General features: G+C 34.4%; 17 protein-coding genes, 1 tRNA gene and 5 pseudogenes. 15 read left to right on the top strand and 8 right to left on the bottom strand.

Annotated elements, in window-relative coordinates; genetic code table 11:
* Positions 1 to 35 precede the first annotated feature (35 nt).
* On the top strand, positions 36 to 4,379 hold the full coding sequence (locus O1Q06_RS04690; protein ID WP_410542241.1) for a latrotoxin-related protein: 4,344 nt from the start codon (positions 36 to 38) through the stop codon (positions 4,377 to 4,379).
* Between the two features lie 5 nt (positions 4,380 to 4,384).
* On the opposite strand, the gene O1Q06_RS04695 is transcribed toward O1Q06_RS04690, so the two are convergent.
* Positions 4,385 to 5,284, bottom strand: coding sequence for an Rpn family recombination-promoting nuclease/putative transposase (locus tag O1Q06_RS04695; RefSeq protein ID WP_410542242.1), 900 nt, complete (start codon positions 5,282 to 5,284; stop codon positions 4,385 to 4,387).
* A gap of 68 nt (positions 5,285 to 5,352) precedes the next feature.
* On the opposite strand from O1Q06_RS04695, the gene O1Q06_RS04700 reads away from it, so the two are divergent.
* The 6 genes and pseudogenes from O1Q06_RS04700 to O1Q06_RS04725 all read left to right on the top strand — a co-directional run bounded on the left by O1Q06_RS04700 (position 5,353) and on the right by O1Q06_RS04725 (position 9,690).
* The gene (locus O1Q06_RS04700; protein WP_410542243.1) at positions 5,353 to 5,709 is read left to right on the top strand and encodes a helix-turn-helix domain-containing protein; all 357 of its coding nucleotides are present in this window, start codon (positions 5,353 to 5,355) and stop codon (positions 5,707 to 5,709) included.
* Positions 5,710 to 5,922: 213 nt separating this feature from the next.
* Positions 5,923 to 7,268 (top strand): annotated as a pseudogene (locus O1Q06_RS04705) (IS110 family transposase).
* Positions 7,269 to 7,488: 220 nt separating this feature from the next.
* Positions 7,489 to 7,746, top strand: coding sequence for a transposase (locus O1Q06_RS04710; protein ID WP_410542244.1), 258 nt, complete (start codon positions 7,489 to 7,491; stop codon positions 7,744 to 7,746).
* 46 nt (positions 7,747 to 7,792) lie between these two features.
* The gene (locus tag O1Q06_RS04715; protein WP_410542245.1) at positions 7,793 to 8,104 is read left to right on the top strand and encodes a hypothetical protein; all 312 of its coding nucleotides are present in this window, start codon (positions 7,793 to 7,795) and stop codon (positions 8,102 to 8,104) included.
* A gap of 498 nt (positions 8,105 to 8,602) precedes the next feature.
* Positions 8,603 to 8,740 (top strand): annotated as a pseudogene (locus O1Q06_RS04720) (IS630 family transposase); the annotation flags it as partial.
* Positions 8,741 to 8,822: 82 nt separating this feature from the next.
* Positions 8,823 to 9,690, top strand: a pseudogene (locus tag O1Q06_RS04725) (IS982 family transposase).
* Positions 9,691 to 9,750: 60 nt separating this feature from the next.
* Here O1Q06_RS04725 and O1Q06_RS04730 read toward each other — a convergent pair.
* The 3 genes and pseudogenes from O1Q06_RS04730 to O1Q06_RS04740 all read right to left on the bottom strand — a co-directional run bounded on the left by O1Q06_RS04730 (position 9,751) and on the right by O1Q06_RS04740 (position 11,230).
* Positions 9,751 to 10,752, bottom strand: a pseudogene (locus O1Q06_RS04730) (IS630-like element ISWpi10 family transposase).
* 131 nt (positions 10,753 to 10,883) lie between these two features.
* Entirely contained in the window at positions 10,884 to 11,063 is a 180-nt protein-coding gene (locus O1Q06_RS04735; RefSeq protein WP_319606739.1) for an IS630 transposase-related protein, read from the bottom strand.
* The gene (locus O1Q06_RS04740) at positions 11,051 to 11,230 is read right to left on the bottom strand and encodes an IS630 transposase-related protein (RefSeq protein WP_410542246.1); all 180 of its coding nucleotides are present in this window, start codon (positions 11,228 to 11,230) and stop codon (positions 11,051 to 11,053) included. Before O1Q06_RS04740 ends, O1Q06_RS04735 begins: the two co-directional genes overlap by 13 nt.
* 400 nt (positions 11,231 to 11,630) lie before the next feature.
* Here O1Q06_RS04740 and lipB point away from each other — a divergent pair, with 400 nt between their 5' ends.
* Positions 11,631 to 12,248, top strand: coding sequence for a lipoyl(octanoyl) transferase LipB (lipB, locus tag O1Q06_RS04745; RefSeq protein WP_410542247.1), 618 nt, complete (start codon positions 11,631 to 11,633; stop codon positions 12,246 to 12,248).
* Complete coding sequence (locus O1Q06_RS04750) at positions 12,248 to 13,207, top strand: LD-carboxypeptidase (RefSeq protein WP_410542248.1); 960 nt, start codon at positions 12,248 to 12,250, stop codon at positions 13,205 to 13,207. Before lipB ends, O1Q06_RS04750 begins: the two co-directional genes overlap by 1 nt.
* Before the next feature lie 110 nt (positions 13,208 to 13,317).
* Here the strand turns inward: O1Q06_RS04750 and O1Q06_RS04755 are convergent, their stop codons facing one another.
* From O1Q06_RS04755 to O1Q06_RS04765, 3 genes are all read right to left on the bottom strand, one after another.
* A complete protein-coding gene (locus O1Q06_RS04755; protein WP_410542249.1) occupies positions 13,318 to 13,584 on the bottom strand; it encodes a hypothetical protein in 267 nt (88 codons plus the stop codon).
* A 113-nt stretch (positions 13,585 to 13,697) separates the two neighbouring features.
* The gene (locus O1Q06_RS04760; RefSeq protein ID WP_410542250.1) at positions 13,698 to 14,240 is read right to left on the bottom strand and encodes an ankyrin repeat domain-containing protein; all 543 of its coding nucleotides are present in this window, start codon (positions 14,238 to 14,240) and stop codon (positions 13,698 to 13,700) included.
* Positions 14,241 to 14,330: 90 nt separating this feature from the next.
* Positions 14,331 to 15,336 (bottom strand): IS630 family transposase gene (locus O1Q06_RS04765; RefSeq protein WP_410542251.1). Its coding sequence is split into 2 segments (ribosomal slippage): positions 14,331 to 14,876 and positions 14,878 to 15,336, totalling 1,005 coding nucleotides; the frame shifts between segments, so codons are not numbered across the junction.
* Positions 15,337 to 15,545: 209 nt separating this feature from the next.
* On the opposite strand from O1Q06_RS04765, the gene dnaE reads away from it, so the two are divergent.
* The 6 genes from dnaE to O1Q06_RS04795 all read left to right on the top strand — a co-directional run bounded on the left by dnaE (position 15,546) and on the right by O1Q06_RS04795 (position 22,028).
* The gene (dnaE, locus tag O1Q06_RS04770) at positions 15,546 to 18,875 is read left to right on the top strand and encodes a DNA polymerase III subunit alpha (RefSeq protein ID WP_410542252.1); all 3,330 of its coding nucleotides are present in this window, start codon (positions 15,546 to 15,548) and stop codon (positions 18,873 to 18,875) included.
* 49 nt (positions 18,876 to 18,924) lie between these two features.
* Entirely contained in the window at positions 18,925 to 19,698 is a 774-nt protein-coding gene (gene rpsF, locus O1Q06_RS04775; protein ID WP_410543157.1) for a 30S ribosomal protein S6, read from the top strand.
* Positions 19,698 to 19,976 carry a 30S ribosomal protein S18 gene (rpsR, locus tag O1Q06_RS04780; RefSeq protein ID WP_015587948.1) on the top strand — a complete coding sequence of 93 codons (279 nt, stop codon included), beginning with the start codon at positions 19,698 to 19,700 and terminating at the stop codon, positions 19,974 to 19,976. The genes rpsF and rpsR overlap by 1 nt, the downstream gene beginning before the upstream one ends.
* Positions 19,977 to 19,979: 3 nt before the next feature.
* Entirely contained in the window at positions 19,980 to 20,534 is a 555-nt protein-coding gene (rplI, locus tag O1Q06_RS04785; protein ID WP_410542253.1) for a 50S ribosomal protein L9, read from the top strand.
* Between the two features lie 130 nt (positions 20,535 to 20,664).
* Complete coding sequence (gene purB, locus O1Q06_RS04790) at positions 20,665 to 21,966, top strand: adenylosuccinate lyase (RefSeq protein WP_410542254.1); 1,302 nt, start codon at positions 20,665 to 20,667, stop codon at positions 21,964 to 21,966.
* Positions 21,957 to 22,028, top strand: a tRNA-Met gene (locus O1Q06_RS04795). Before purB ends, O1Q06_RS04795 begins: the two co-directional genes overlap by 10 nt.
* 184 nt (positions 22,029 to 22,212) lie before the next feature.
* Here O1Q06_RS04795 and O1Q06_RS04800 read toward each other — a convergent pair.
* Positions 22,213 to 22,767: pseudogene (locus tag O1Q06_RS04800) on the bottom strand (IS982 family transposase); the annotation flags it as partial.
* Positions 22,768 to 22,772 lie beyond the last annotated feature (5 nt).

Raw genomic sequence — 22,772 nt, forward strand, 5'->3', positions numbered from 1 at the left:
ATAAGTTTACGAATCAGTGTATTGAGGTGTCCACGATGTTCCTGAAACTATATAAAGAGGCGGCTGATAGACTTGGTATAACTGAACTACACACTCATGCTCTCAATCTGGATGAAGAAGGTATTAGGGGTGCATTGATGAGAGGAGAATATTATGATGCTCTTGGTTTCGGAGGAAAAACCGCAAAGGAAATAGTTGAACATGTAAGGTATAAAAATGAAAAGGCGAGCTCTAATATTATAAAGCTCATTGGATCAATTGAGAAGTTATTCAATAACGTTAGGAACAATAACGAAAAAGGAGTTCGTGATCTCTTAAACACAAAGGATGCTAAGACACGCAAGGTGCTGCTACATACTCGCAATAGTGGTGGCAAGACTGCATTAGACGTAGCTAGGTCACTTATTAGTGATCTAATAGATAAAATAAAGGATGCTGAGAAACGCAATAGTGATGGCCAGACTGCATTAGACGTAGCTGGGTTACTTGTTCTGGAGCAGAGGAGGGAAGGATACGAAAGAATTGCTGAACTCCTCGCAAAAAATTTGGAATTTATCCCTAACTTAGTAGGTCTTCAATCCTTACCAGGGTGTTCTTCGACTACAACTTTAGGTAGAAGAAGGAGAAGAGCTAACACATGTGAGTGGATATCGTCAAACGATATAAGTAAGATCCTTGAGGAAAATACCAATGTTATTGACCAGACTATGACTATCAATAGCGACTTATTTCTAAAATATATTCAGGATGAATCACTATCAGAAAATAAGCGTTTTCAACTCATTCAATTAGCAGGAAAAGAGCGGCTTACAGGTGAATCTTCTAGTTTAGCAAACAAACTAATCAGCAATCAAAGGGTAATGAGTCATCTTGATAGAATAGGAAAAGTATCGGGAGCTGCTATGCAAGGCATGATGGCTAAGAATATTTTAGCTGATGCTGTTAATGGTGATTATCAAGGTCTAGCTATCAATCTAGGGTTTACTGCTCTACCATCTGGAGTTAAAGCTGCAGAAAATGCTGCTCTTGAAGGTTTAAACGCAGCTTCGCAGGCCTCATATGCTCGAGGATTTAAACTAGCTCCACTTGTAGAGTCATCTCTTGCTCAGTCCTTCAAATTATCATCTTCTTTCCTTGCTCGTGGTACATCAGGTTTTATTGCATATGATTTATATAATGAGGTAAAAGAGTATAAAAAAGGTAACAAAGATGCTCTTGTTGGTGTTGTAGGAGATAGCGTCTATTTAGGAGTTGATGCTGCGGAACTTGGTATAGAAGTTGCTGAAGGGTTCGGAATATTAGAGGGAGTTTCATCAGTTACAGGTCCTATAGGTGCTACAATTGGTGCTGTTGTGTTTGTTGGTACTGATATTTATCAAGCTGTAAAAAAAGTAGAAAACATTGATAGACTAGTACATCTAACAGAAAAGGAAAGGTTTATTGAAGGAATACGTGCATTTTTGCATGTGAGCCCTGAGCCTTATATAGAAGAATTGCTTCGTGAACAATTATTTGCCAGCCAATATATCTATAAAGCTGTTGATTACTTAAAGCATCATACTGATGTTAGAAAGTATGTTTTCCCGACTATGAAATCAGAAAGAAATTGTCAGTTTGTAAAAACACTTGCGTACCCATGTACTGCAATTTCGGACTCATGCGGCTTAACGTACCTACCAAAATGCGTGACTAAATATATAACATCAGGAAGTCATACAGCTGCATTTTTACATAAGATGTCGGATATCAGATCAAGTAGGGCAATTCCTGAAAGGGTACATGGTGGAGAATTATTTTGTTTACCCACTGCTTTTCCTATGTTTAAAGGTGATTATCCTGCTTCAAGCGAGGATGCCTATATCTGTGAAAACGCAATTGGGTTAGAGTATCCTTATGATAGGACAGCAAACTATACATATATCTCCCTAGGTACTGGTTATGATAAGATAATCGGTTTTCCACATGATAATCATGTGGTTGTTCTTGAGGACGGAGAGAAAATTGTTCGTCTAAATACAGGAGATGATACTATTATTTTAAAAGGTGACAAAATTACAGGTAGTATTGCTGGAGGTTCTGGTATCAACACTTTAGATCTGAGAGATTTTTCTAAGCAAAAGCATATATTAATCGATCAAAATATATATATTACTGGTGAATATGGGACAAAATTAGAACTCTATAAAATACATAACTTTCTATTAAGAGAAGATATTATTGATTCCCTAGTGATCAATGATTGTGAAACTAGATATATAGATGGTAGAGGAGGAAGGAATGAGGAGAACATGGACGATATTATTGTATATAAGAGTAGCAATAGTTGTTCACATGATATCAAGTTTGTTATCAGGACTTATACGAAAATTACCAACTATTCTCAAGGTGATTTCACCTATATGGTGCCCTTTGCAACAAGTAAAGGCAAAGCTTTCATTAACCTAAAACAAGTTCCAGGTACACACACATTTGTATTTAACTACACTCTATATGATATAGATAGCATTTATGTTGAAGACACTACTGTAAAATTTAACTTTAAAACTGATGCTGGTGACAGAAAAGTTACTCCAGAATTAACAAGAATAAATCTAGGTAACCACAACTATAAATCAGAGGGCACTACTTTTAGTATAACAATACATGGTCATAATTCCCCAATATATCACTTAGGGGACAATTCTGAGATAAGAATAATAAAGGGAGAACTATTTTTGTTACAAAACAGCAACAAATCAGTTGATGAAATAATTAATAGTTACTCTAGAGTAGCGAATAATTTGAAAATGTCTATCTTTGTCCACTCATTACTAAACAACGAATCTATTGTAGTTGGGCATGGAAAACATGATGTTATAGAGAATAATCCTAAGTACAAGAGTCATCTAGTTGGTAACGGTGGTGAGAACATATTTGTGGTTACATCTGATAAACTACCTATACCAGAAATAGTACTTTATGATCTTGATCAAGAAAATAAAATAGACACTCTAGATTTACGTCAAGTAAGAAAACAAGTAGAAAGTGATTTAAATGTAAAGCTTAAAGCAAGAATTATTACAAGTGACAAAGATTTAATAATATGGCTCTTTTATGAAAAAGATCACGAAGTATCAAAAGGTACCATAGTAGAAGGTACTGTAGTACAAGTAAGATTAAAGAATGGTCTATTAACAAATTGGTATGAAAGACTACATGTAATTATGAATCACGTACCAATGAAAATAGAGGAATTTAAGTTAAGACCACTACCTTTAGTATTCGATAATAACGAGGAAATAATTAGAATAGCAGCGGAAGATGTAGATAAAAATAATAAGATCATTATATCACAGAAAATTGAAGATTATACTTTCAGTAAATTAGAAAACGATCTAATAATGACCTTTAATAACAATGCAAGTTTGATACTCAGTGAATTTTATAAAAACAAAGAAATGGAAACACTAACTATTAGATTTGCAAATAAAGAAGTAACAATAAAGGATGAGTTAAATAATGTAAGAAGTTTTGATGATTTAAAAGAAGAGTATAGAAACAATACTGCTAATATTATCAATAGTTTCAACAATTCTACTGAGGCAACTGAGGCAAGTAATTCGACTGAGACAAGTGTGAAATCCTTCATAAGGAATAGAAGAAATATAGAAAGTAATGTAAAAAGTGCAGCTAATAGACCAACTTCATTTATAAATACTATAGCAAGTACTTTCACTAATGCTGTAATAGGTACTTTACAAGGTATTACTCAATTTATTTCAGCTAGAACTTCTGCATCAGGGTATTCAACTCAATGTCATATAGATGATAAGCCTAGTAATTATAAAAGCTCTTTTAATGGATATAAACCTGAGAGTTCAATATCACAAGTTAATGTACAAACGGATATAAATAGTACAATACTATTACTTGACTTACTGATTAGAAGGGTTACAGGTCAAAAATATAATTCTACAGCAGAGCAGTCTATATCTCCACCAGAAGCACAGGGCTATGCACTCAATATTACAAATAGATTTGAGAAAGTGCTAAATAAAACTGCTATTAAGTCAGGAATATCACTGACAAACCTAAACTTAGATCCTGTGGCAGTGCAATCAGCTATAGTTAGAAGAATAATAAATGGAAGACTTTCTGAAATAGCAAAAACCCTATATTCATTTGCAAAAGAAGCATGTCCAGAATTCAAACAAACTGATAAGTTTCTAGTTCACTTAAGAAGTCAATTAGAAGGGGAAAAAGTGCTACAACAGAAAGTAGAAAAGCCTTACAAAGACTTGAGTCAGGAAGTTTCAAGTAAAGTAGAGTTATCTAAAAAGCCTGATACATTCTTAAATGGAACATCAGTAGTTAAAGGAATAAGCAGAGGGATAAATTGAGGGAGCTATGAGGTCTTTTCTGCCTGTAACTGTTTGATCTCATCGAAAGAAAGACCTGTAGTTTGCGATACAACGTCAATAGAGATGCCAGCTTTAAGTAAATTTTTTGCAACTTCAATTTTACCTTTTTCTTCGCCGATTAGGATACCTTCTTCTTTGCCTATGAGGATGCCTTCATGAAGTTTTTCTTCAAGGGTAGATAAATAATCATCGGTACGTTTCTTAGCTTGATCATAAGCAAGACGTTCTTCTTTACTCCAGTTATATTGGTTTAACTCATCATAAGCCCTACCAATAATTACATCACTACCTATTATTTTTTTTAGATCCTCTTCGCTCGTTTCATCTGCGTGCTTAAAAAAATAGATCCATTTTTCAACAATATTTTCTAATTGATCTTCTTTTGTTTTATTAAACTTTGGTAGCTCTATAAAAGTGAAACTAAAGTCTTTAAGATCATGTTCAAAGGTCATCTTATCAAAAGTCACGTGATCAGACTTATAAGCTAGCTTGTTAGGAAATAAGATGAAATCAGCAATAGCAATAAAGATAACCCCTTTAAGATCATGATACTGATCACCTACATCAGCTTGACTTGAATAAGCTTTGGCAGCGTAATATTGGGCACGTTTTTCAAAGCCCCTTGTTTTAGCGACTTGCATCTCAATGATGGTTTTGACCCCTGTAGAATCAACACAGAGAACATCAACAATACTTTGCTTTTGAGAGGCAATTACAGGGTCTTGAATGGGACTGAGAAAGGAGACATCTTTAATCTTATTGTCATCGGTAAGACCTAGTATATCATTGAGAAAGTGAATAAGAATATCTTTATTTTTTTCGGTACCAAAGATACGGCGAAAAGCTATATCATTGCGAGCATCAAGAAACTTAGAAAGAGCCATGAGAAAGTAAGATAAAAAGCATTAATAATTATACGCAATTCTGAAGAAATATTCAACAATTAAACGTAATGTTAACCTGTATAATATTTATGACAAACATCTCGATAAGGTATCAGATAGAACACAAAGTAAGAAGCTGGAGGTTAAAGAGAAAATATACTCTGAAAGATTTAGCAGGCAAAGCAAACATAAACTATCATACACTGCTAAGATATGAACAAGGAACATGTGGCATTCCAATTGAAAAGTTAAAAATATTAGCAGGGGAATTATCAATTCCTGTTGGAAATCTCTTTCCAGGACGAAAAGTGCTAAAAGAAAGTAGTTGTTTCGACAAAGCTAAGACCCAGGAAATGTATAATTTCATAGCACCGAACAGAAAAATCTGTCAAACCAGGAAGAAACTCTCCAATTTAAGTTTTTAGCAGTTTTTAAGTACAATTGTACAGGAGGCGCTTTTGCAGTTATAATCGAATTTTTCACTGGTGCCATAAGTGCCCGTTTCATAGCATGGTTTTGGGAGGAACGCTCGAACCATTGATGGAGCCATATTTTATGACTACCTCGTTTAGGAGATTGTATAATCTTAACCATTCCCAAGCTGAAGGACCTCGTTATTACAAATTATAGGAGCTACCATGAAAAAAGCAAAAAGTAAATTAGAGATAATGAATCCTAACGCAGCAGGAATAGATATCGGTTCATCTGTGCATTATGTATGTATACCTGAAGAAAGAGATGAACAACGTGTACAAAAGTTTAGCTGCTTCACAGAAGATCTTCACAATATAGCAAAGTAGTTAAAGAAGTGTAAAGTTACTACAGTAGCTATGGAGTCAACAGGAGTATATTGGATTCCTTTGTTCCAAGTACTTGAATCGTATGGATTCGAAGTAAAACTGGCAAATGCAAGGCATGTAAAAAATGTACCTGGGAGAAAATCAGACGTCCAGGATTGCCAATGGCTACAACAACTACACAGTTATGGGTTAATCCAAGGATCGTTTAGGCCAGATGATCAAATGTGCATATTGCTTAGTTATGTTCGGCAACGTAAAAATCTTACAGAAAGTGCGACTACACATATTAATAGGACGCAAAAGGCGTTAGTACAAATGAATATTCAGTTACATAAAGTAATAAGCCATATAACAGGTGTCACTGGAATGCAAATTATTAAGGCTATAATCGAAGGTGAAAGAAATCCTAATAAATTAGCTGAATTAAGGGATATGCGAATAAAGAGTGATAAATCGGCTATTGCCAAAGCACTAACAGGTGACTACAGAGAGGAACATTTATTTGCATTACAGCAGGAATTTGAACTATACAATGTTTATCAGGAAAAAATAGCAGAGTGTGACAAAAATATTGAAAACCACTATAAGACATTTGAAGCGAAATCTGACGAGAGTAAAGAGCTAAGCAAGGAAAGAAGTAAGTATCGAAAAGATAAGCCAAACTTTGCCTTGCGTGAAGAATTGTATCGAGTAACCGGTATAGATTTTACTAAAATTCCTGGATTTGATGTACTAACTGTACAAGCTATTATTTCGGAAATTGGTATTAACTACAGTAAATGGCGATCAGAAAAGCATTTTACTTCATGGTTAGGGCTAAGTCCTGCTAATAAGATTACAGGGGAAAAAGTATTTAGGACAAGAACTCGTGAGGTTATCAATCGTGCTGCAAATGCCTTTCGAATGGCTGCTTATGCCGTGGGAAAAAGTAAGAGTGCATTGGTGCATATTATAGAAGATTAAAAAAGCAACTAGGATCCCCAAAAGCAATTACTGCTACAGCAAGGAAATTAGCGTGTATCTTCTATCAAATGTTGAGATACGGACAAAAGTATGTAGAAAAAGGAATGAACTATTACGAAACACGTTACCAAGAGAGAGTCGTGAAAAATTTGATCAAAAAGGCACGGGATTTTGGTTATATCTTGGTGCAACAGGAAGAGCTAATTGAGGGAGTTTCTTAGGAGAAAAATACAAAAAAAAACAAGAGGACGTAAAGCAATTTATGCATTAACCAAATCTATCCTAGCTGAGGAAGAAAGTAATATAAAAGCAGCAAGAATAAGAATGGCTTTGTTGCATAGCTAGTGTTGGTTGAGGTTATTGTAAGAAGAAAAGCTTTTTAATATATGGCTACTGACGCATTTTGTTGTAAAATAGGCGTTTTTCAAACAAGTACAACTTATGCCACAAAAAATGAGAGTCAGTAACCAAAGAGAATATAACGAGTTTCTCAAAAAAAGAGGAAATGTTTTTCATTTTGTTAATCAAGCCATAGAAAATTGGTATGAAAACAGTCCAAAAGTTGCAGGTGGTAATAACATTTATAGTGATAAAGTTGTAATTTTAATACACATAATAGTTCATCTTTTTAGAATTGTCCTGAGACAAGCTGTAGGTTTTGTAAAAGGTTATATGATACAAATAGGCAAAAAAACTTAAGATTATCAGCTATACACAAGCTTCCAGAAGATTTAAAAAGCTTAATTTGAAGATTGATGACCATAGAAGCAATAAAGATGATTTGGAAAATATTGAAATTGCCGTAGATAGCACTAGAGTTAGTATCTACAATAATAACGGTGGGCATAGTAAGCTTAATATTCGAAAAAGAAAATACAGTGGCTATGGTCAAGTAAGAAAATTACATGTTGTTTTAAACATAAATGATAAGAAAGCAATAAGCATGAACTACACTAGTGGTGTTGCTGTAGACTATTTGCCGGTCTGCGATATGTTAGAAGAAGTCAGTGATAAATATAACATTTATTCTATTGAGCAGATGCAGCTTATGATATAAAAAGTGTGTATAAAGAATGCAGAAAATACAATATTGTGCCTATTATTCGCCCTAGCTAAAATTTGTTTAGCTGACTACTTATCAGAAAGAAACAAGTATATTAGTAGAATTAGGTCATATGAGAATTATGAAAATGAATGGAAGAAAAAAGTTAAGTATGGAGCACGGTCTTATATTGAAGTCTTTTTCTATAGGTTGAAGCAAATATTTGGGTTTGGCTTGAAAAATAAATCAGAGGTAAATCGTGAAAAAGAGCTGTTAATTAAGTGCTACTTATTGAACAAATTTACTGATATAGGTACGGCTAAATTTGAATGAGCTGCATAAATTTACTGTGATTTACATCCCTATCAGTGCTATGCAACAAAGCCAATAAGAATTGCAAAGAATCTAGTTAAGGCAGGGTTTGATACTGATACCAATTCCCACTATGTAAAGAACAGATAGACAATAATGGGAAAGAAGTGATACTAGAGTAGATAAAATAGAGAGGTATAAATGGCATTAAGGTCAAAACTGTTAGACGAAAAAGTTGTAAATTTGGCGAAAGAAATGTTAAAAAAGGTCAGAAATAACGCATATGTTTCAAAAAAGTTACAAGCGGTGATAGCAGGAAAAGAAAGTAGTATAAACGCTAATTCTGGATTAAAAAGAGAATAGAAAAGTCAGGACAGTAGGGTAAACTCAACAAATAGAAAAAAAATAGATGAGGTTACCCATGGAAGATATAACAAAACTGTTTTGTCTGGTCGATGATTTTTGCAGAGATATAGAGAAAAATTTTGCAGATAAACTACTGCCAAACGGTAAAAACCCACAAGAGTGCCAGAAATTACACATTCGGAAATTATCACAATAATCCTCCTGTATCAGCAATCTCCCTGTGAAAATTTTAAGGCTTTCTACCTGCATTACCTAACATTGCTCTACAAACAGAGTTTTCGAAGTTGCCTTCATACACTAGGTTTGTTGCTCTAAAGCCCAGGGTTTTGTGGCATTTAGCCATGCTATTACAGTGCCTTTGCGGATGGTCAGAACTTACTGGAATCTCATACATAGATACAACTCCTATTGCAGTTTGCCATGCAAAAAGAATATCAAGAAATAAGGTTTTTGCTGGAATTGCAAAATTAAGCAAGAGTACATATGGCTGGTTTTTCGGCTTTAAACTACATTTGATAATTAACGAGAAAGGTGAAATTCAAGCTTTTACGCTTACAAGAGGTAATGTTGACGATAGAGAGCCTGTAGCAAACCTAACTAAGAAATTAACCGGTCTTTTGTTTGGTGATAAAGGCTATATTAAAAAAGAGCTTTTCCAAGAGTTGTTTAACCGCGGTTTGAAACTTGTTACCAAGGTGAAAAAGGGGATGAAAAACGCATTAATTTCACTACATGAAAAGATTTTGCTGAGAAAAAGGTCGATCATTGAGACGATTTTTGGCTACCTCAAAAATAGACTTGAAATTGAACATACTCGCCATAGATCTCCCGTTAATTTCTTGGTTCACATCTTTTCTACTCTCATTTCCTATTCCTTGAAATCCAAAAAGCCTTCCATTTCCTATACTTTCTTCCTTCCTTAATCCAGAATTAGCGTTCCAAATGTACAAGGAGGATTCTTCGTGTTATACCAAATTCCATTACTAATCGAACAAATAAGAAACATTACAAACTCGTTTAATAGTAGCACTGGAAATACTGACAATAAAATTACACAGAACATCTTCAAGTAAGCCTATGGTATCGTAGACTCTGTTGCGTAAAGTATTGTGTTTGATATATTGCCACAACCTCTCAACAGGATTCAGTTCTGGTGAATAAGGAGGCGAGTATATAATGGTAATGTTTTTCTGAATTTTCAAACTTTTTGATCTATGCCAGCCTGCACAATCCATTACAAGAAAGGCTTTTTTCGTGCCTAAATCTTTCGACATCTGCTCCAGAAATATATTCATACAATCAGTGTTTACATATGGAGCAAGTAGGCTAATTTTCTTACCACTTCTTGGATTTACCGCACTGTAGATATAGAAATTTTGTCTACCAATTTTCATTTAACCTGCGTTCTGACCCCTTTTTTAAACCATCCGTGTCCGATTTTTGAATGAGTTCCAAATCGTGATTCATCAAAAAAATACCTCCTTTTCAGGGTGGGAATTGACTATTTTATTGAAGTATTTTTTAAACTCTTCTTGCTTGTTTTTATCTTGTTTATGGTGAATTGGCCTCGGTGTTATATAAGAAAACTTCATCCTTTGTATCTCACGATGCACTGTTGATTTGCTAATGTTTAGGCCAAATTCCTCTGAGATTTTTATTTGCACTTCCTTAATAGTAATATTTGGATTTCTTTCTACCCATATTTCAATTTGCTCACGTTGATTTTTGTTTAATTTGCTTTTTCTTCGCCGCTGAGAAGGGGAAAATAATTTTTCTTCTCTTCCAAATTTTAGATGCTTTATCCATTCAGTCAAAGCAGTCCTTGAAATTTTACATATTCTTGCCACAGCGCTTATACTACTTTCTTTTCCTGCTATCACCGCTTGTAACTTTTTTGAAACATATGCGTTATTTCTGACCTTTTTTAACATTTCTTTCGCCAAATTTACAACTTTTTCGTCTAACAGTTTTGACCTTAATGCCATTTATACCTCTCTATTTTATCTACTCTAGTATCACTTCTTTCCCATTATTGTCTATCTGTTCTTTACATAGTGGGAATTGGTATAAGATGCTGGAATGGTCTATTTTTGAGATTTTATCAATAAATTGCTGCCTATCTTCTTGATTGCGCTCTTGATATAGTGTGACTTTTTTTTAAAGTAATTTTTAGCTGTTTTAGTCTATACCAAATTGAATTTATTCCAAATCCAAGATTTTGTTTCATCTCTGCCAGAGTATGATCTGGATTCTTTGTAACATATTCTTCGAGTATTTTTGGGTCTATTTTTCGAATAAAGCTACCGTTTTAGATGGCTTTAGGCTTTCACCAGCAGCTTTCTTTTTTAACCAGCGGTACAGCGTTGCTATTCCTATCTCCATGAGCTCTGCTATCTCAACCTTTGCCTTCCCTTTTTCTATCATCAATACTGCCTTTTCCCTTAAATCCACACTATATGCCATTATAACTCAAATACTTTATTATACCTTTATCATTTACTTTAGGAAATACTATACTTCTAAATCTTCCTTTTCCTTTTTAATCAAGTCTTTTACGAATTGATCCCATTGTTCTTGATTAAACTGACTCAATTCATTTTGATTTTCTTGTGTTGTACCTAATATAAAATTCCCCTATAAAATTAACCAAAATATTTTAATTTAACATGAATATTAAGTATTTATTAAAAATATTAGCGTATCTAGCAACATATGTCAAATTCTTCATCATTAGGCGATAGCTTCCCTTTTTTGTTACAAAGCCTTATATAGCTTTATATGGAACGCTTTAAAAGCTTACCAAAAGCCTAAACTTGCTTAAAAAGCAAGTAAGTATTATAAAATTAAATAAAAGAAATTGAATATGACAGAATGGCTAATCTCTAACCAATTTACTGATTGTAACCATTCTGTGAAATTCATGGAAGCAAAAATTCAACAAATTCACAATAATTTATCTGATGAGTTAGTATGGCTACTCCAGCACCCTCCACTTTATACTGCAGGAATCGGTGCAACAGATGATGACATTATTGAAAAATTATTTCCCATATACAAAACAGGCAGGGGCGGTAAATATACATATCACGGTCCAGGGCAGCGCATTATATACTTAATGCTAAACCTCAAAAAAAGAAACAAATGTGACATCAAGCTGTATATCAGGGACCTAAGTAATTGGATCATAAATGTTTTAAAGCACTTTAATATACTCGGAGAATTCAAAGAAGATAGAATAGGTATCTGGGTGAATAATAATGGAGTAGAAGAAAAAATAGCAGCTTTTGGCATTCGCTTGAGAAAATGGGTAACTTATCATGGCATAGCACTTAATGTCTCTCCAAACCTTTCCCACTATAAGGGTATTATTCCTTGTGGACTAAAAGATTACGGCGTTACATCAATGGAAAAACTAGGAGTAAAAGTTTCTCTTTGCGAATTAGATGATATATTAAAGCAAGAGTTTCATAAGATATTTTAATGTATTCCTTTATTCTTTATTTTCTATGCCTTTTACTCACTAATCCTGCAAATCAAGTTGATATTATTGCTCCTTCTTCGAAAGGAAAAGAATCAGATCTGCCTACTATAAGGGAATACGTAAAAACTTTGGATTTTAATCCCCATATTTCGGAGAAAATATACAGTAATGACAACCCATTTTATTCTAACTCCGATGAGTTTAGAGCGAATGATTTGGTTAATGCGCTCACTGATGATAGCAAAATAATTTGGTGTATCAGAGGAGGAGAAGGGGCTTCTCGGCTAATTCCTTACCTAGAAAAGCTGCCCAATGATAAAAAAGAAAGAATTGCTCAAAACAAAAAAATTCTTATAGGCTATAGTGATATCACTGCTTTACATATTTATCTGCAAGTTAAATATGACTGGCAAACTCTTCACGGTACCATGTTGGAAATGATAGTAAATAACTCTGTTGCTGAAAGCTCTGTTAAAAAATTAAAAGAATTAATTCTTAACCAACGCAACTCTATCAGATTTGACAACTTAAAGATGATAAATAATGGAGTTAGACTAAAAAATGGCAGATTAGAGTCTAAAATCATCGGTGGTAATATGACTTTGGTTGAAAATAGCATAGGAACTACTTGGCAAATAAACGCAAAAAACAAAATTCTATTTTTAGAAGACATAAAAGTTTATCCATATTCAATTGAGCGCAGTCTAGATCACCTAAAACAAGCTCATATTTTTGATGGAGTAGATGCAGTAATATTCGGTGACTTTGTTAACTGTTATAATGATAATCTTGTTGAAATTGTAAAAGAAAGGTTTGCAAAAAGTGTCAACTTTCCAGTATTTACAATGAAAGGAGTAGGTCATGGACATATAAATGACCCTTTACCTTTCAACACTCACACTATCATCAGCATTCAAAACGAGAAGGAGTTTATGGATGTGCAACAGTTATACAAGTAGCTTTATCTAATACTCCTTTCATTCCAGTACCTTCGTTGTCATCCTAGTATCCCCCCTTGTCATCCCAGTGCCCAGACACTGGGATCCAGGAACCTGCGTCACGTGCTCTACTATGAAGGAATGCTAGTAACTCCCTGCTGTCCATTTATTAAGGCAGCAGATGGTTTCTCTGCTCCATCAACTTTAGTACTAGGCTTTAGTAATTCATATGTAGCACAACCAACTACCAGTGCTGCTGCTGTAACTGCAACCACTGCTATAACGATAGGTATCAACTGAGCTGTAATTGTTCCAGTTGTAAAAAGTGCCACTGCTATAGCAGTGCCTAATAATGTAGTTACTCTACCAGCAATCATTGCCTTATTACGTGCTTTCACAAAAGAACCTCCTCCTGCGTCTAATAGAGCTTTTACTACGTCTTGACTCTTAGCATAATCTAAAGGGGTCTCTCCATATTGATTTGCTGCGTTAACATCTGCTCCTTCTTGGATTAAACCTCTACTGTCTTTTTGTGAACAATAAAAGCAGCGAAATGCAAAGGAGTCATATCGTGGTAACCTTTCTCATTAACATTTGCTCCTTTTGCTAGTAAAAACTCTACTGTCTTTTCGTGACCATTCTCAGCAGCTAAATGCAAAGGAGTAATATCAACCAAATTTTTCCGATTAACATCTGCTCCTTTTTCGAGTAAAACCTTTACTACATCTACGTGACCATTCTCAGCAGCTAAATGCAAAGGAGTCATATCACACCAATTTTTCCGATTAACATCTGCTCTTTTTTCTAGTAAAACATTTACTATATTTGTGTAACCATTCTCAGCAGCTATCGTTAATAACGTACACTCAATACAGAAGGAGAGAGAAAATACATAATTTACATCAAATTTACCTTCCTCCCAATCTTTATATAGACCTTGATCCTGTTCCTCTAGTTCTGTTTTTATTTTCTCAATTATATTATCTTGATTTAAATCTTTCTTAACCTCAATCTTACCCAGTACTGTTTCCAGTGATTCATATTCTCCTGCCATGATTTTACCTTCAATATCAAACGATATGTTTAATTATTACATGATTATGATAAAAAGTCAATTAAAACAAGCTAATACCAATTCTCATTATTAATGAACCAAATAAGAAGCATAGCAGAGTTGTTTAACCGTGGAAGGGGAAAGAGAGGTAATAAATTTACACAAAGCGCATTCAAGCAGAACAATTGTATCGTAGATTTTATTGCGTAAAATGTTCTGTTTTATATATAACCAAAACCTCTCAACAGGATTGAGTTCAGGTGAGTATGGTGGTAGGTATATAATTTCGATATTTTTAGGTGCCTTTAAACTTTTTGACTTATGCCAACTAGCGCAATCCATCAAGAGAAAAGCCTTTCGTATTCCTAAATATTGCGACATCTGTTCAAGGAATATATTTATACAATCAGTGTTGACGTTTGGTGCAAATAAGCTAAAATTCTCTCCATTTCTAGGATTAACTGCACTATAGAGATAAAAATTTTCCCTACCTAATTTTACCTTAACCTGTGTCCTACTGCCTTTTTTAAACCACCCATGTCCAACTTTCGAATGTGTACCAAACCGTGATTCATCGAAGAAAAATAGCTCTTTTTCAGAATGCATGACAATAGTTTCATTGAGGTTTTTTTTAAAACTCCTCTTGCTTGTTTTTATCTTGTCCACTATGAACTGGTCTTGGTGTGATATATGAGAATTTCATTCTTTGCATATTACGATGTATTGCGGATTTGCTGATATTCAAACCAAATCTTTCTTGGATTCTTATTCTCATTTCTCTAATAGTAATATTGGGGTTTTCCTCTATCCACAACTCAATTCGTTCAAGTTGACTTTGGTTCAATATAGTTTTTCTACGGCGTTGAGGTGGAGCAAATAATTTTTCTTCTCTTCCAAATTTTATGTGCTTTATCCATGTAGTAATTGCCTTTCTCGAAATGCAACATATTTTTGCTACAGCTGTTATACTGTGCTTTTTTGCTGCAATTACAGCATTTAGTTTTTTTGCAACATACGCATTATTTCTTACTCTCTTCAGCATCTCTTTTGCTGATTTCACCACTTTTTCATCCAATAATTTTGATCTTAATGCCATCTAAACCTCGCTATTTTACTTACTTCAGTATGGCTTTTTTCCATTATTTTCTATTCGTTGCTTGTATAGCGGGAATTGGTATAATAACCGGGATTGTGAATAGTAAATTAGATTCAAATAGCCTCTTTGGTGTTATTTCAGTGTTAGACCTTTTCATATCCCTACGAGCAAATTAATGTTATCCTTTTATTGCTAATCTAAAGTTTTTTATGTTCATACACTTGCGTGTTCATAGCGTTTATTCTCTGCTTGAGAGTTCGGTTAAAATTGAGGAGCTGATTGGTCTTTGTTTGCAGAACAAAATGCCGGCAGTTGCAGTTACTGACTCAGGTAACTTATTTGGCTCACTTGAATTTGCAGAATATGCAGCAAGTAGGGGAATACAGCTAATAATAGGATGCAATATTATCGTTCGACACTTAGAACAAAATTTATCAATACTCCTACTTGCAAAAAATGAACAAGGGTACACTAATTTAGTCACCTTGGTGAGTGAGTCTTTTAAAAAGCGCAAGAATAACAGCGATATTCCTTACGTTGATTTTGATGAGCTATTAAATTTAAGTTCAGGCCTAATCGCCTTAACTGGTGGATATGACGGCATATTGGCTCAACTGTTATTGAAGCAAGATAAAGAAACGATAAAAAGACTGCTCTCAGCATTCGATGGTCATTTATATGTTGAATTGCAGCGTCATGGGCTGAATAAAGAGCTAGAGCTTGAAGAAGCTTTAATAGATTTTGCTTATCAGCGCAATATACCACTAGTTGCAACGAATGATGTGTTTTTTTCAAATAGATCTGATTATGAAGCTTATGATATATTAACGTGCATATCGGAGGGCAGTTATGCCCTGGAGAATAACAGAAAGAAGTTAACTACCGAGCATTACTTCAAATCTGTAGCAGAAATGGAGGAACTGTTCAGCGACATTCCCGAAGCAATTCATAACACTTCAGTGATAGCTAAGCGGTGCTCTTATATGCCAAGAAGCAGGCAGCCTATCTTGCCTAAATTTCCTTGTCGAGAAAATAAAACTGAGAATGAAGAACTGAGGGAGCAGGCAATTGCAGGATTAGAATTCCGCATTGCAAATGAAACGGACATAGACCTTAAACAATACTACGATCGGCTGAATTACGAACTAAGCGTAATAACTTCGATGAACTACGCTGGCTACTTTTTGATAGTTTCTGATTTCATTCGTTGGAGCAAAGCAAATGGCATTCCAGTTGGACCGGGAAGAGGTTCTGGTGCTGGATCGATTGTTGCTTGGAGCTTACAAATTACAGATCTTGATCCAATAAAGTTTGGTCTGATCTTTGAAAGATTTTTAAATCCTGATCGTGTATCGATGCCTGACTTTGATATCGATTTCTGCCAAGAGAAAAGGGACCTGGTTATTGATTATGTTCAGAAAAAGTACGGTTATGTTGCTCAAATAATCACTTTTGGAAAATTGCAAGCAAGGGCAGTATTGCGTGATGTTGGTAGAGTATTGCAAATGCCTTACTCTCAAGTGGATAAAATATCTAAAATGGTTCCATTTAATCCAGTAAATCCTGTAACTTTATCGCAAGCGATAGAGTTTGATCAAAATCTTCAGAAAGAAAGGGATAGTGATGAAGTAATTGCCAAACTTCTTGATATATCTCTAAAGCTCGAAGGAATATATCGTCACGTTTCAACTCATGCTGCTGGAATTGTAATATGCGATCAAAAATTAGAAAATTTTGTTCCCGTCTATTATGATCCAAATTCGGCTCTGCCAATCACTCAATACAGCATGAAATATGTAGAGAAAGCTGGGTTAATAAAATTTGATTTTCTTGGACTTGGTACGCTAACACTAATAGATCATGTATGTCGTTTAATTAATCGTGATGAAAAAAAATTTGATATTTCCTCGGTTTCTTTGATTGATCAAAGAACCTATGAAATGCTCTCAAGAGGTGATTCAATCGGAGTGTTTCAGCTTGAAAGTTCGGGAATGAGAGAAGCTTTAATCAAACTAAAGCCAGACTGCATTGAAGATATCATCGCTTTAATTTCTCTTTATCGCCCAGGGCCTATGGATAACATTCCAACTTATGTTGCAAGAAAGCATGGACTTGAAAAGCCGGATTACATTCATCCATTGCTTGAGGAGGTGTTAAAAGAAACATTCGGAGTAATAATCTACCAAGAACAGGTAATGGAAATAGCGCGTATTCTCTCTGGATATAGCTTAGCAGAGGCGGATTTACTCAGACGCGCCATGGGTAAGAAAATTAAGGCAGAGATGGATAAACAACGTGAACTTTTTGTTCAAGGAGCAACAAAAAACGGTGTTGATTACGACAGGGCAAGTTATATTTTTGATCTTGTTGCAAAATTTGCTGGTTATGGATTTAATAAATCCCACGCTGCAGCATATGCGATTATATCTTACCAAACAGCTTACCTTAAGGCTAACTACCCGCTAGAATTTTTTACGGCCTTGATGAATCTCAACATTGATGATAGAGACAAACTGAATTTGTTTTATCATGCTGCAAAATTCAGTGGAGTTGCTGTTCTTTCGCCTGATATCAGCAAATCTAAGGCTGAATTTTCAATAGAGGGTGAGCACATACACTACGGAATTGCTGCTTTGCGTAATGTTGGTTTTGCTATAGCAGAAGGAATAGTAAATGCACGCTCAAGTTCTTATAAGGACATATGGGAATTCATTCAAAATTTGGGGCATATAATAAATAAAAGGGCATTAGAAAGTTTAATTAAATCTGGAACATTCGATAGTGTGCACAAAAATAGAAAGCAGTTATACGAGTCAATAGACACATTGATTTACTTTGCAAATAAAAATAGGCAGTCAAATCAAGCTGCTTTATTTGGTAATCTTGATATTCTGAAGCCAAAACTTGAGAACGTGGAAGATTTTAATGAAGAGGAAAAATTAGAGCATGAGTTATTTTCATTGGGATTTTACTTAACTAATCATCCACTTGAAAAGTTTAGAACTCTCTTGAAAAAATTAAATATTGGGTTTATCGGAGAGAGTAAAACGATAAAAACTGCTGGTGTAATATTAAATGTGCGTATGAGAACCTCAGAACGTGGAAGATTTGTTATCCTAACACTTTCTGATCCCCACAATGTTTCTGAAATAGCATTCTACAATAATGAAATAATAGAAGAAAAAAGGAATCTATTTTCACCTGGAGCATTTGTGATAATTGATCTTGAAATTTCAGAAAACACAACGAGACTATCAGGAAAGGACATATCTGAATTTACAGAAAAGGTTACTTCTCTAATGAAAGGATTAGTTTTAACTGCTGTATGTTCAGACTCGCAAAAAGTTGCTGAGGAGTTGAATGCAGTGTTGAAAAATGGAGGCAAAACCAAAATAATGCTAAAGTTTCTTCTCGAAAAACATAAAGTCAGCATCTTGTTGCCAGGTACATATTCAATCACCCCCAAAGCTATTTATGAAATATCTCACTTAAGTTGGATTGAAGACGTAGAAATTAATACAAACAACTTGCTTATATAAAAAAGTTTTATATAATTAAAGTGTTTAATTGATATTAAAGGAAGATATAGTGAATCTCTATGAATTTACTTTTATAGCACAACCGAACTTATTGCAGCAAGAAGTAGAAGAAATGGTCCAAGAATTGGCTATTTTGTTGAAAAATATTAAAGCAGATGTTATTTCTCAGGAGGTTAAAGGTCTCATAGAAAGAGAACATAGCACAGTTACAAAACGAGAGCTAGAGGCAAGTACCGAAAGCGTTAAAAAAAGTCTGATTGTTTACTCTGATTTTTTGGAAACTCTGACAAAAATTTTGTGGGTTGAATTGGAAGAAGATTTTTCAAATTTAAAAGAAATAAAGTCAAGAATCGATAAAGAATTGAAAAATGAACTAAGTGATACGGGAATAAAACAAAATTTTATGGACCTTCCAGGAGCTAACACTAAAAGTGCATTTATCTATAATGTAGTAAATGCTTTCAAGGAAAATATTTCACAACATCTAATAAAGCCCCTTCAAGAGGTTTTAAAAAGTTTTAAAATAGTAGACTCAAATCAATTGAATAAAACGCTGGAAGTGCTTTTGAAAAATATTGAAGCTTCAGGATTGATAAAATATGAATATTGGGGTCTATTAGATTTTGCATACCCAATAAATAAGATGAAAAGTGGTCATTACTGTATGATGTGTATAAGTTTTACTTCAAGCATTATGGATGAATTTGAGCGTAGAGTAAAACTGAATGAGAATATTATTCGCCACTTGTCTGTACGGGTTAATGAGTTTTTTAAAGGTAAATCTTACATGATGGATAAACAAATTGAGGAGAAAAGTGCATAATGATGAAAAGACGAAATAGTTTTAATAATTCTTACGTGTCTGTAAATAACAGAACTGGCTTTAGGCGTCCTAAGGTCTGTCCTCTTGCTGCATCTAAAGATGAGGACATAGACTATAAGAATATAGATTTATTGTCCAAATTCACCTCTGACTATGGTAGAATATTACCTAGAAGGTTAACAGGTGTGTGCGCAAGAAAACAAAGAAAGTTGCGCTTAGCAATTATAAGAGCACGCTTTTTAGCTCTTGCTCCTTACTGTACTAAAAAAGTTAGGTAATTTATGTTAATAATTTTAAAGGAAAATATAACAACTTTAGGTAAGCTTGGTGAAGTTGTCAAAGTTAAGCCAGGTTATGCACGTAATTTTCTTTTTCCACAAAAAAAGGCGATGAAAGCCACTAAGGAAAATTTAATAAAGTTAGAGGAACAGCGTTTATTATTGGAAGAAGAAAATACCAAAAAATTAAATGCAGCAAAAGTGCTTGCATCATCACTGCATGATATATTTATTATATTAATAAAGCAAGCTTCAGAGGATGGAAAGATTTTTGGCTCTGTAACCACACGTGAAATTGCAAGAACTTTATTACAAGAAGGATATGATATAAGTCATCATAGTTTATCTTTGGGTGGAATAAGCATCAAAAATTTGGGCGAGTATCAAGTGAATATAGAATTACATAGTAAAGTGATAGTGCCAATTACTATATACGTTGTCAGATCTGAGAAAGATGCACATGAATCAAGGCAAGCAAAGTTGCAAAATCAGAAATCTGAGCAACAAGAGGCAGAGCAAGATGCGAGTAAAGAAGCTACTGATGGTGATGATAGCTGATCAAAGATGGTTCCTTGTTATAGTCGTAAAGAAATGTCTTCCATTGCTAAGCTGGTATCATCCCAGTGCTCCCCTCGTGTCATTCCAGTGCATGACACTGGAATGACACCATTATTGGAATAAATCAAAAATGATTCCACGCTATAGCCGCAAAGAAATCTCTTCTATTTGGGAAGAAAAAAATAAGTTCAACATGTGGCTCAAAATAGAAAAATTAGCATGTGAAGCTCAAGCAAAATTAAAAGTTATTCCAAATGATGTTGCTGAAAAGCTCTCTGGTGCTATTGAATTTGATATTGAGCGTATTAACGAAATTGAATCCATTGTAAAACATGATGTTATAGCCTTTTTGACATATATTGCTGAAAAAGCGGGAGTTGATGTTCGTTATCTCCATTACGGAATGACAAGTTCTGATGTTTTAGATACATGCTTTGCAGTGCAGTTGAAAGAGTCATGTGATATTTTACTCAAGAATCTAAAAAATTTACTTATAGTATTGAAAAAAAAAGCTGAGGACTATAAAGATATTGTTTGTGTTGGGCGCAGTCATGGAATGCATGCAGAACCAATAACTCTTGGATTAAAATTTGCTAGATTTTATGCTGAATTTAAACGCAATTATCAGAGATTAATTAGCGCGCAAAAAGAGATCTCAATTTGTAAAATATCAGGTGCAGTAGGTAATTTTACAAATATTAATCCATTTGTTGAAGAGTATATAGCGAAAGAAATGGGACTCATACCTGAAACCATATCGTCTCAAGTCATCCCTCGTGATAGACATGCCATGTTCTTTTCAATTTTGGGAGTAATTGCAAGCTCAATAGAAAATATTGCAATTGAGATTCGTCATTTGCAAAGAACTGAAGTCGGCGAAATCTCTGAATATTTTTCCACTGGACAGAAGGGAAGTTCTGCTATGCCGCATAAGTGTAATCCTATTTTAAGTGAGAATTTGACTGGGCTCTCACGCTTAGTACGCAGCTACGTTTTTCCTGCATTAGAAAATGTTGCATTATGGCACGAACGAGATATATCGCACTCGTCTGTGGAAAGGTGCATTGCTCCTGATGCTTGTATAGCAATGGATTTTGCTTTAGTACGATTAACAGATTTGATAGATAAATTGGTGATCAATAAGGAAAATATTGAAAAGAACTTAAATTCTTCAAAAGGCTTGGTTTTTTCACAACGAGTATTACTCGAGTTGGTAAATAGTGGTTTGGCGAGGGAAGAGGCGTATAAAATTGTTCAGAGCAATGCAATGAAAGTGAAACGAAACAATAGTGATTTTCTGGCCGAACTGAAACAAGATAAATCCTTACTTGAAGTTATTAACTCTAAAAAACTTGAATCTTTGTTTGATTTGAAGTATTATACGAAGCATGTAGATCATATATATAGCAAGGTTTTTAATGAGGCTGAGTAGCTCAGTGGTAGAGCAGGAGGATCATAATCTCTTGGTCGGGGGTTCAAATCCCTCCTCAGCCACTCAAGCTAGGCTATGGTCTGGCGATAGCAGCGCATTTGACAAAATAATGTGATTCATTGTCAATTAACTGAAGTCTTTTTTTTTAGTTGTTCATATAGTATATGGAATAATGTATGTGAAGTGATAAAGATACAACATTTGTTGTATCTATTCAGGGGAATGGCTAATGACGCTAATTCTGGATTAAGGAAGGAAGAAAGTATAGGAAATGGAAGGCTTTTTGGATTTCAAGGAATAGGAAATGAGAGTAGAAAAGATGTGAACCAAGAAATTAACGGGAGATCTATGGCGAGTATGTTCAATTTCAAGTCTATTTTTGAGGTAGCCAAAAATCGTCTCAATGATCGACCTTTTTCTCAGCAAAATCTTTTCATGTAGTGAAATTAATGCGTTTTTCATCCCCTTTTTCACCTTGGTAACAAGTTTCAAACCGCGGTTAAACAACTCTTGGAAAAGCTCTTTTTTAATATAGCCTTTATCACCAAACAAAAGACCGGTTAATTTCTTAGTTAGGTTTGCTACAGGCTCTCTATCGTCAACATTACCTCTTGTAAGCGTAAAAGCTTGAATTTCACCTTTCTCGTTAATTATCAAATGTAGTTTAAAGCCGAAAAACCAGCCATATGTACTCTTGCTTAATTTTGCAATTCCAGCAAAAACCTTATTTCTTGATATTCTTTTTGCATGGCAAACTGCAATAGGAGTTGTATCTATGTATGAGATTCCAGTAAGTTCTGATACCA

The organism is Wolbachia endosymbiont of Tetranychus urticae (assembly GCF_046529255.1).
Classification (GTDB): domain Bacteria; phylum Pseudomonadota; class Alphaproteobacteria; order Rickettsiales; family Anaplasmataceae; genus Wolbachia.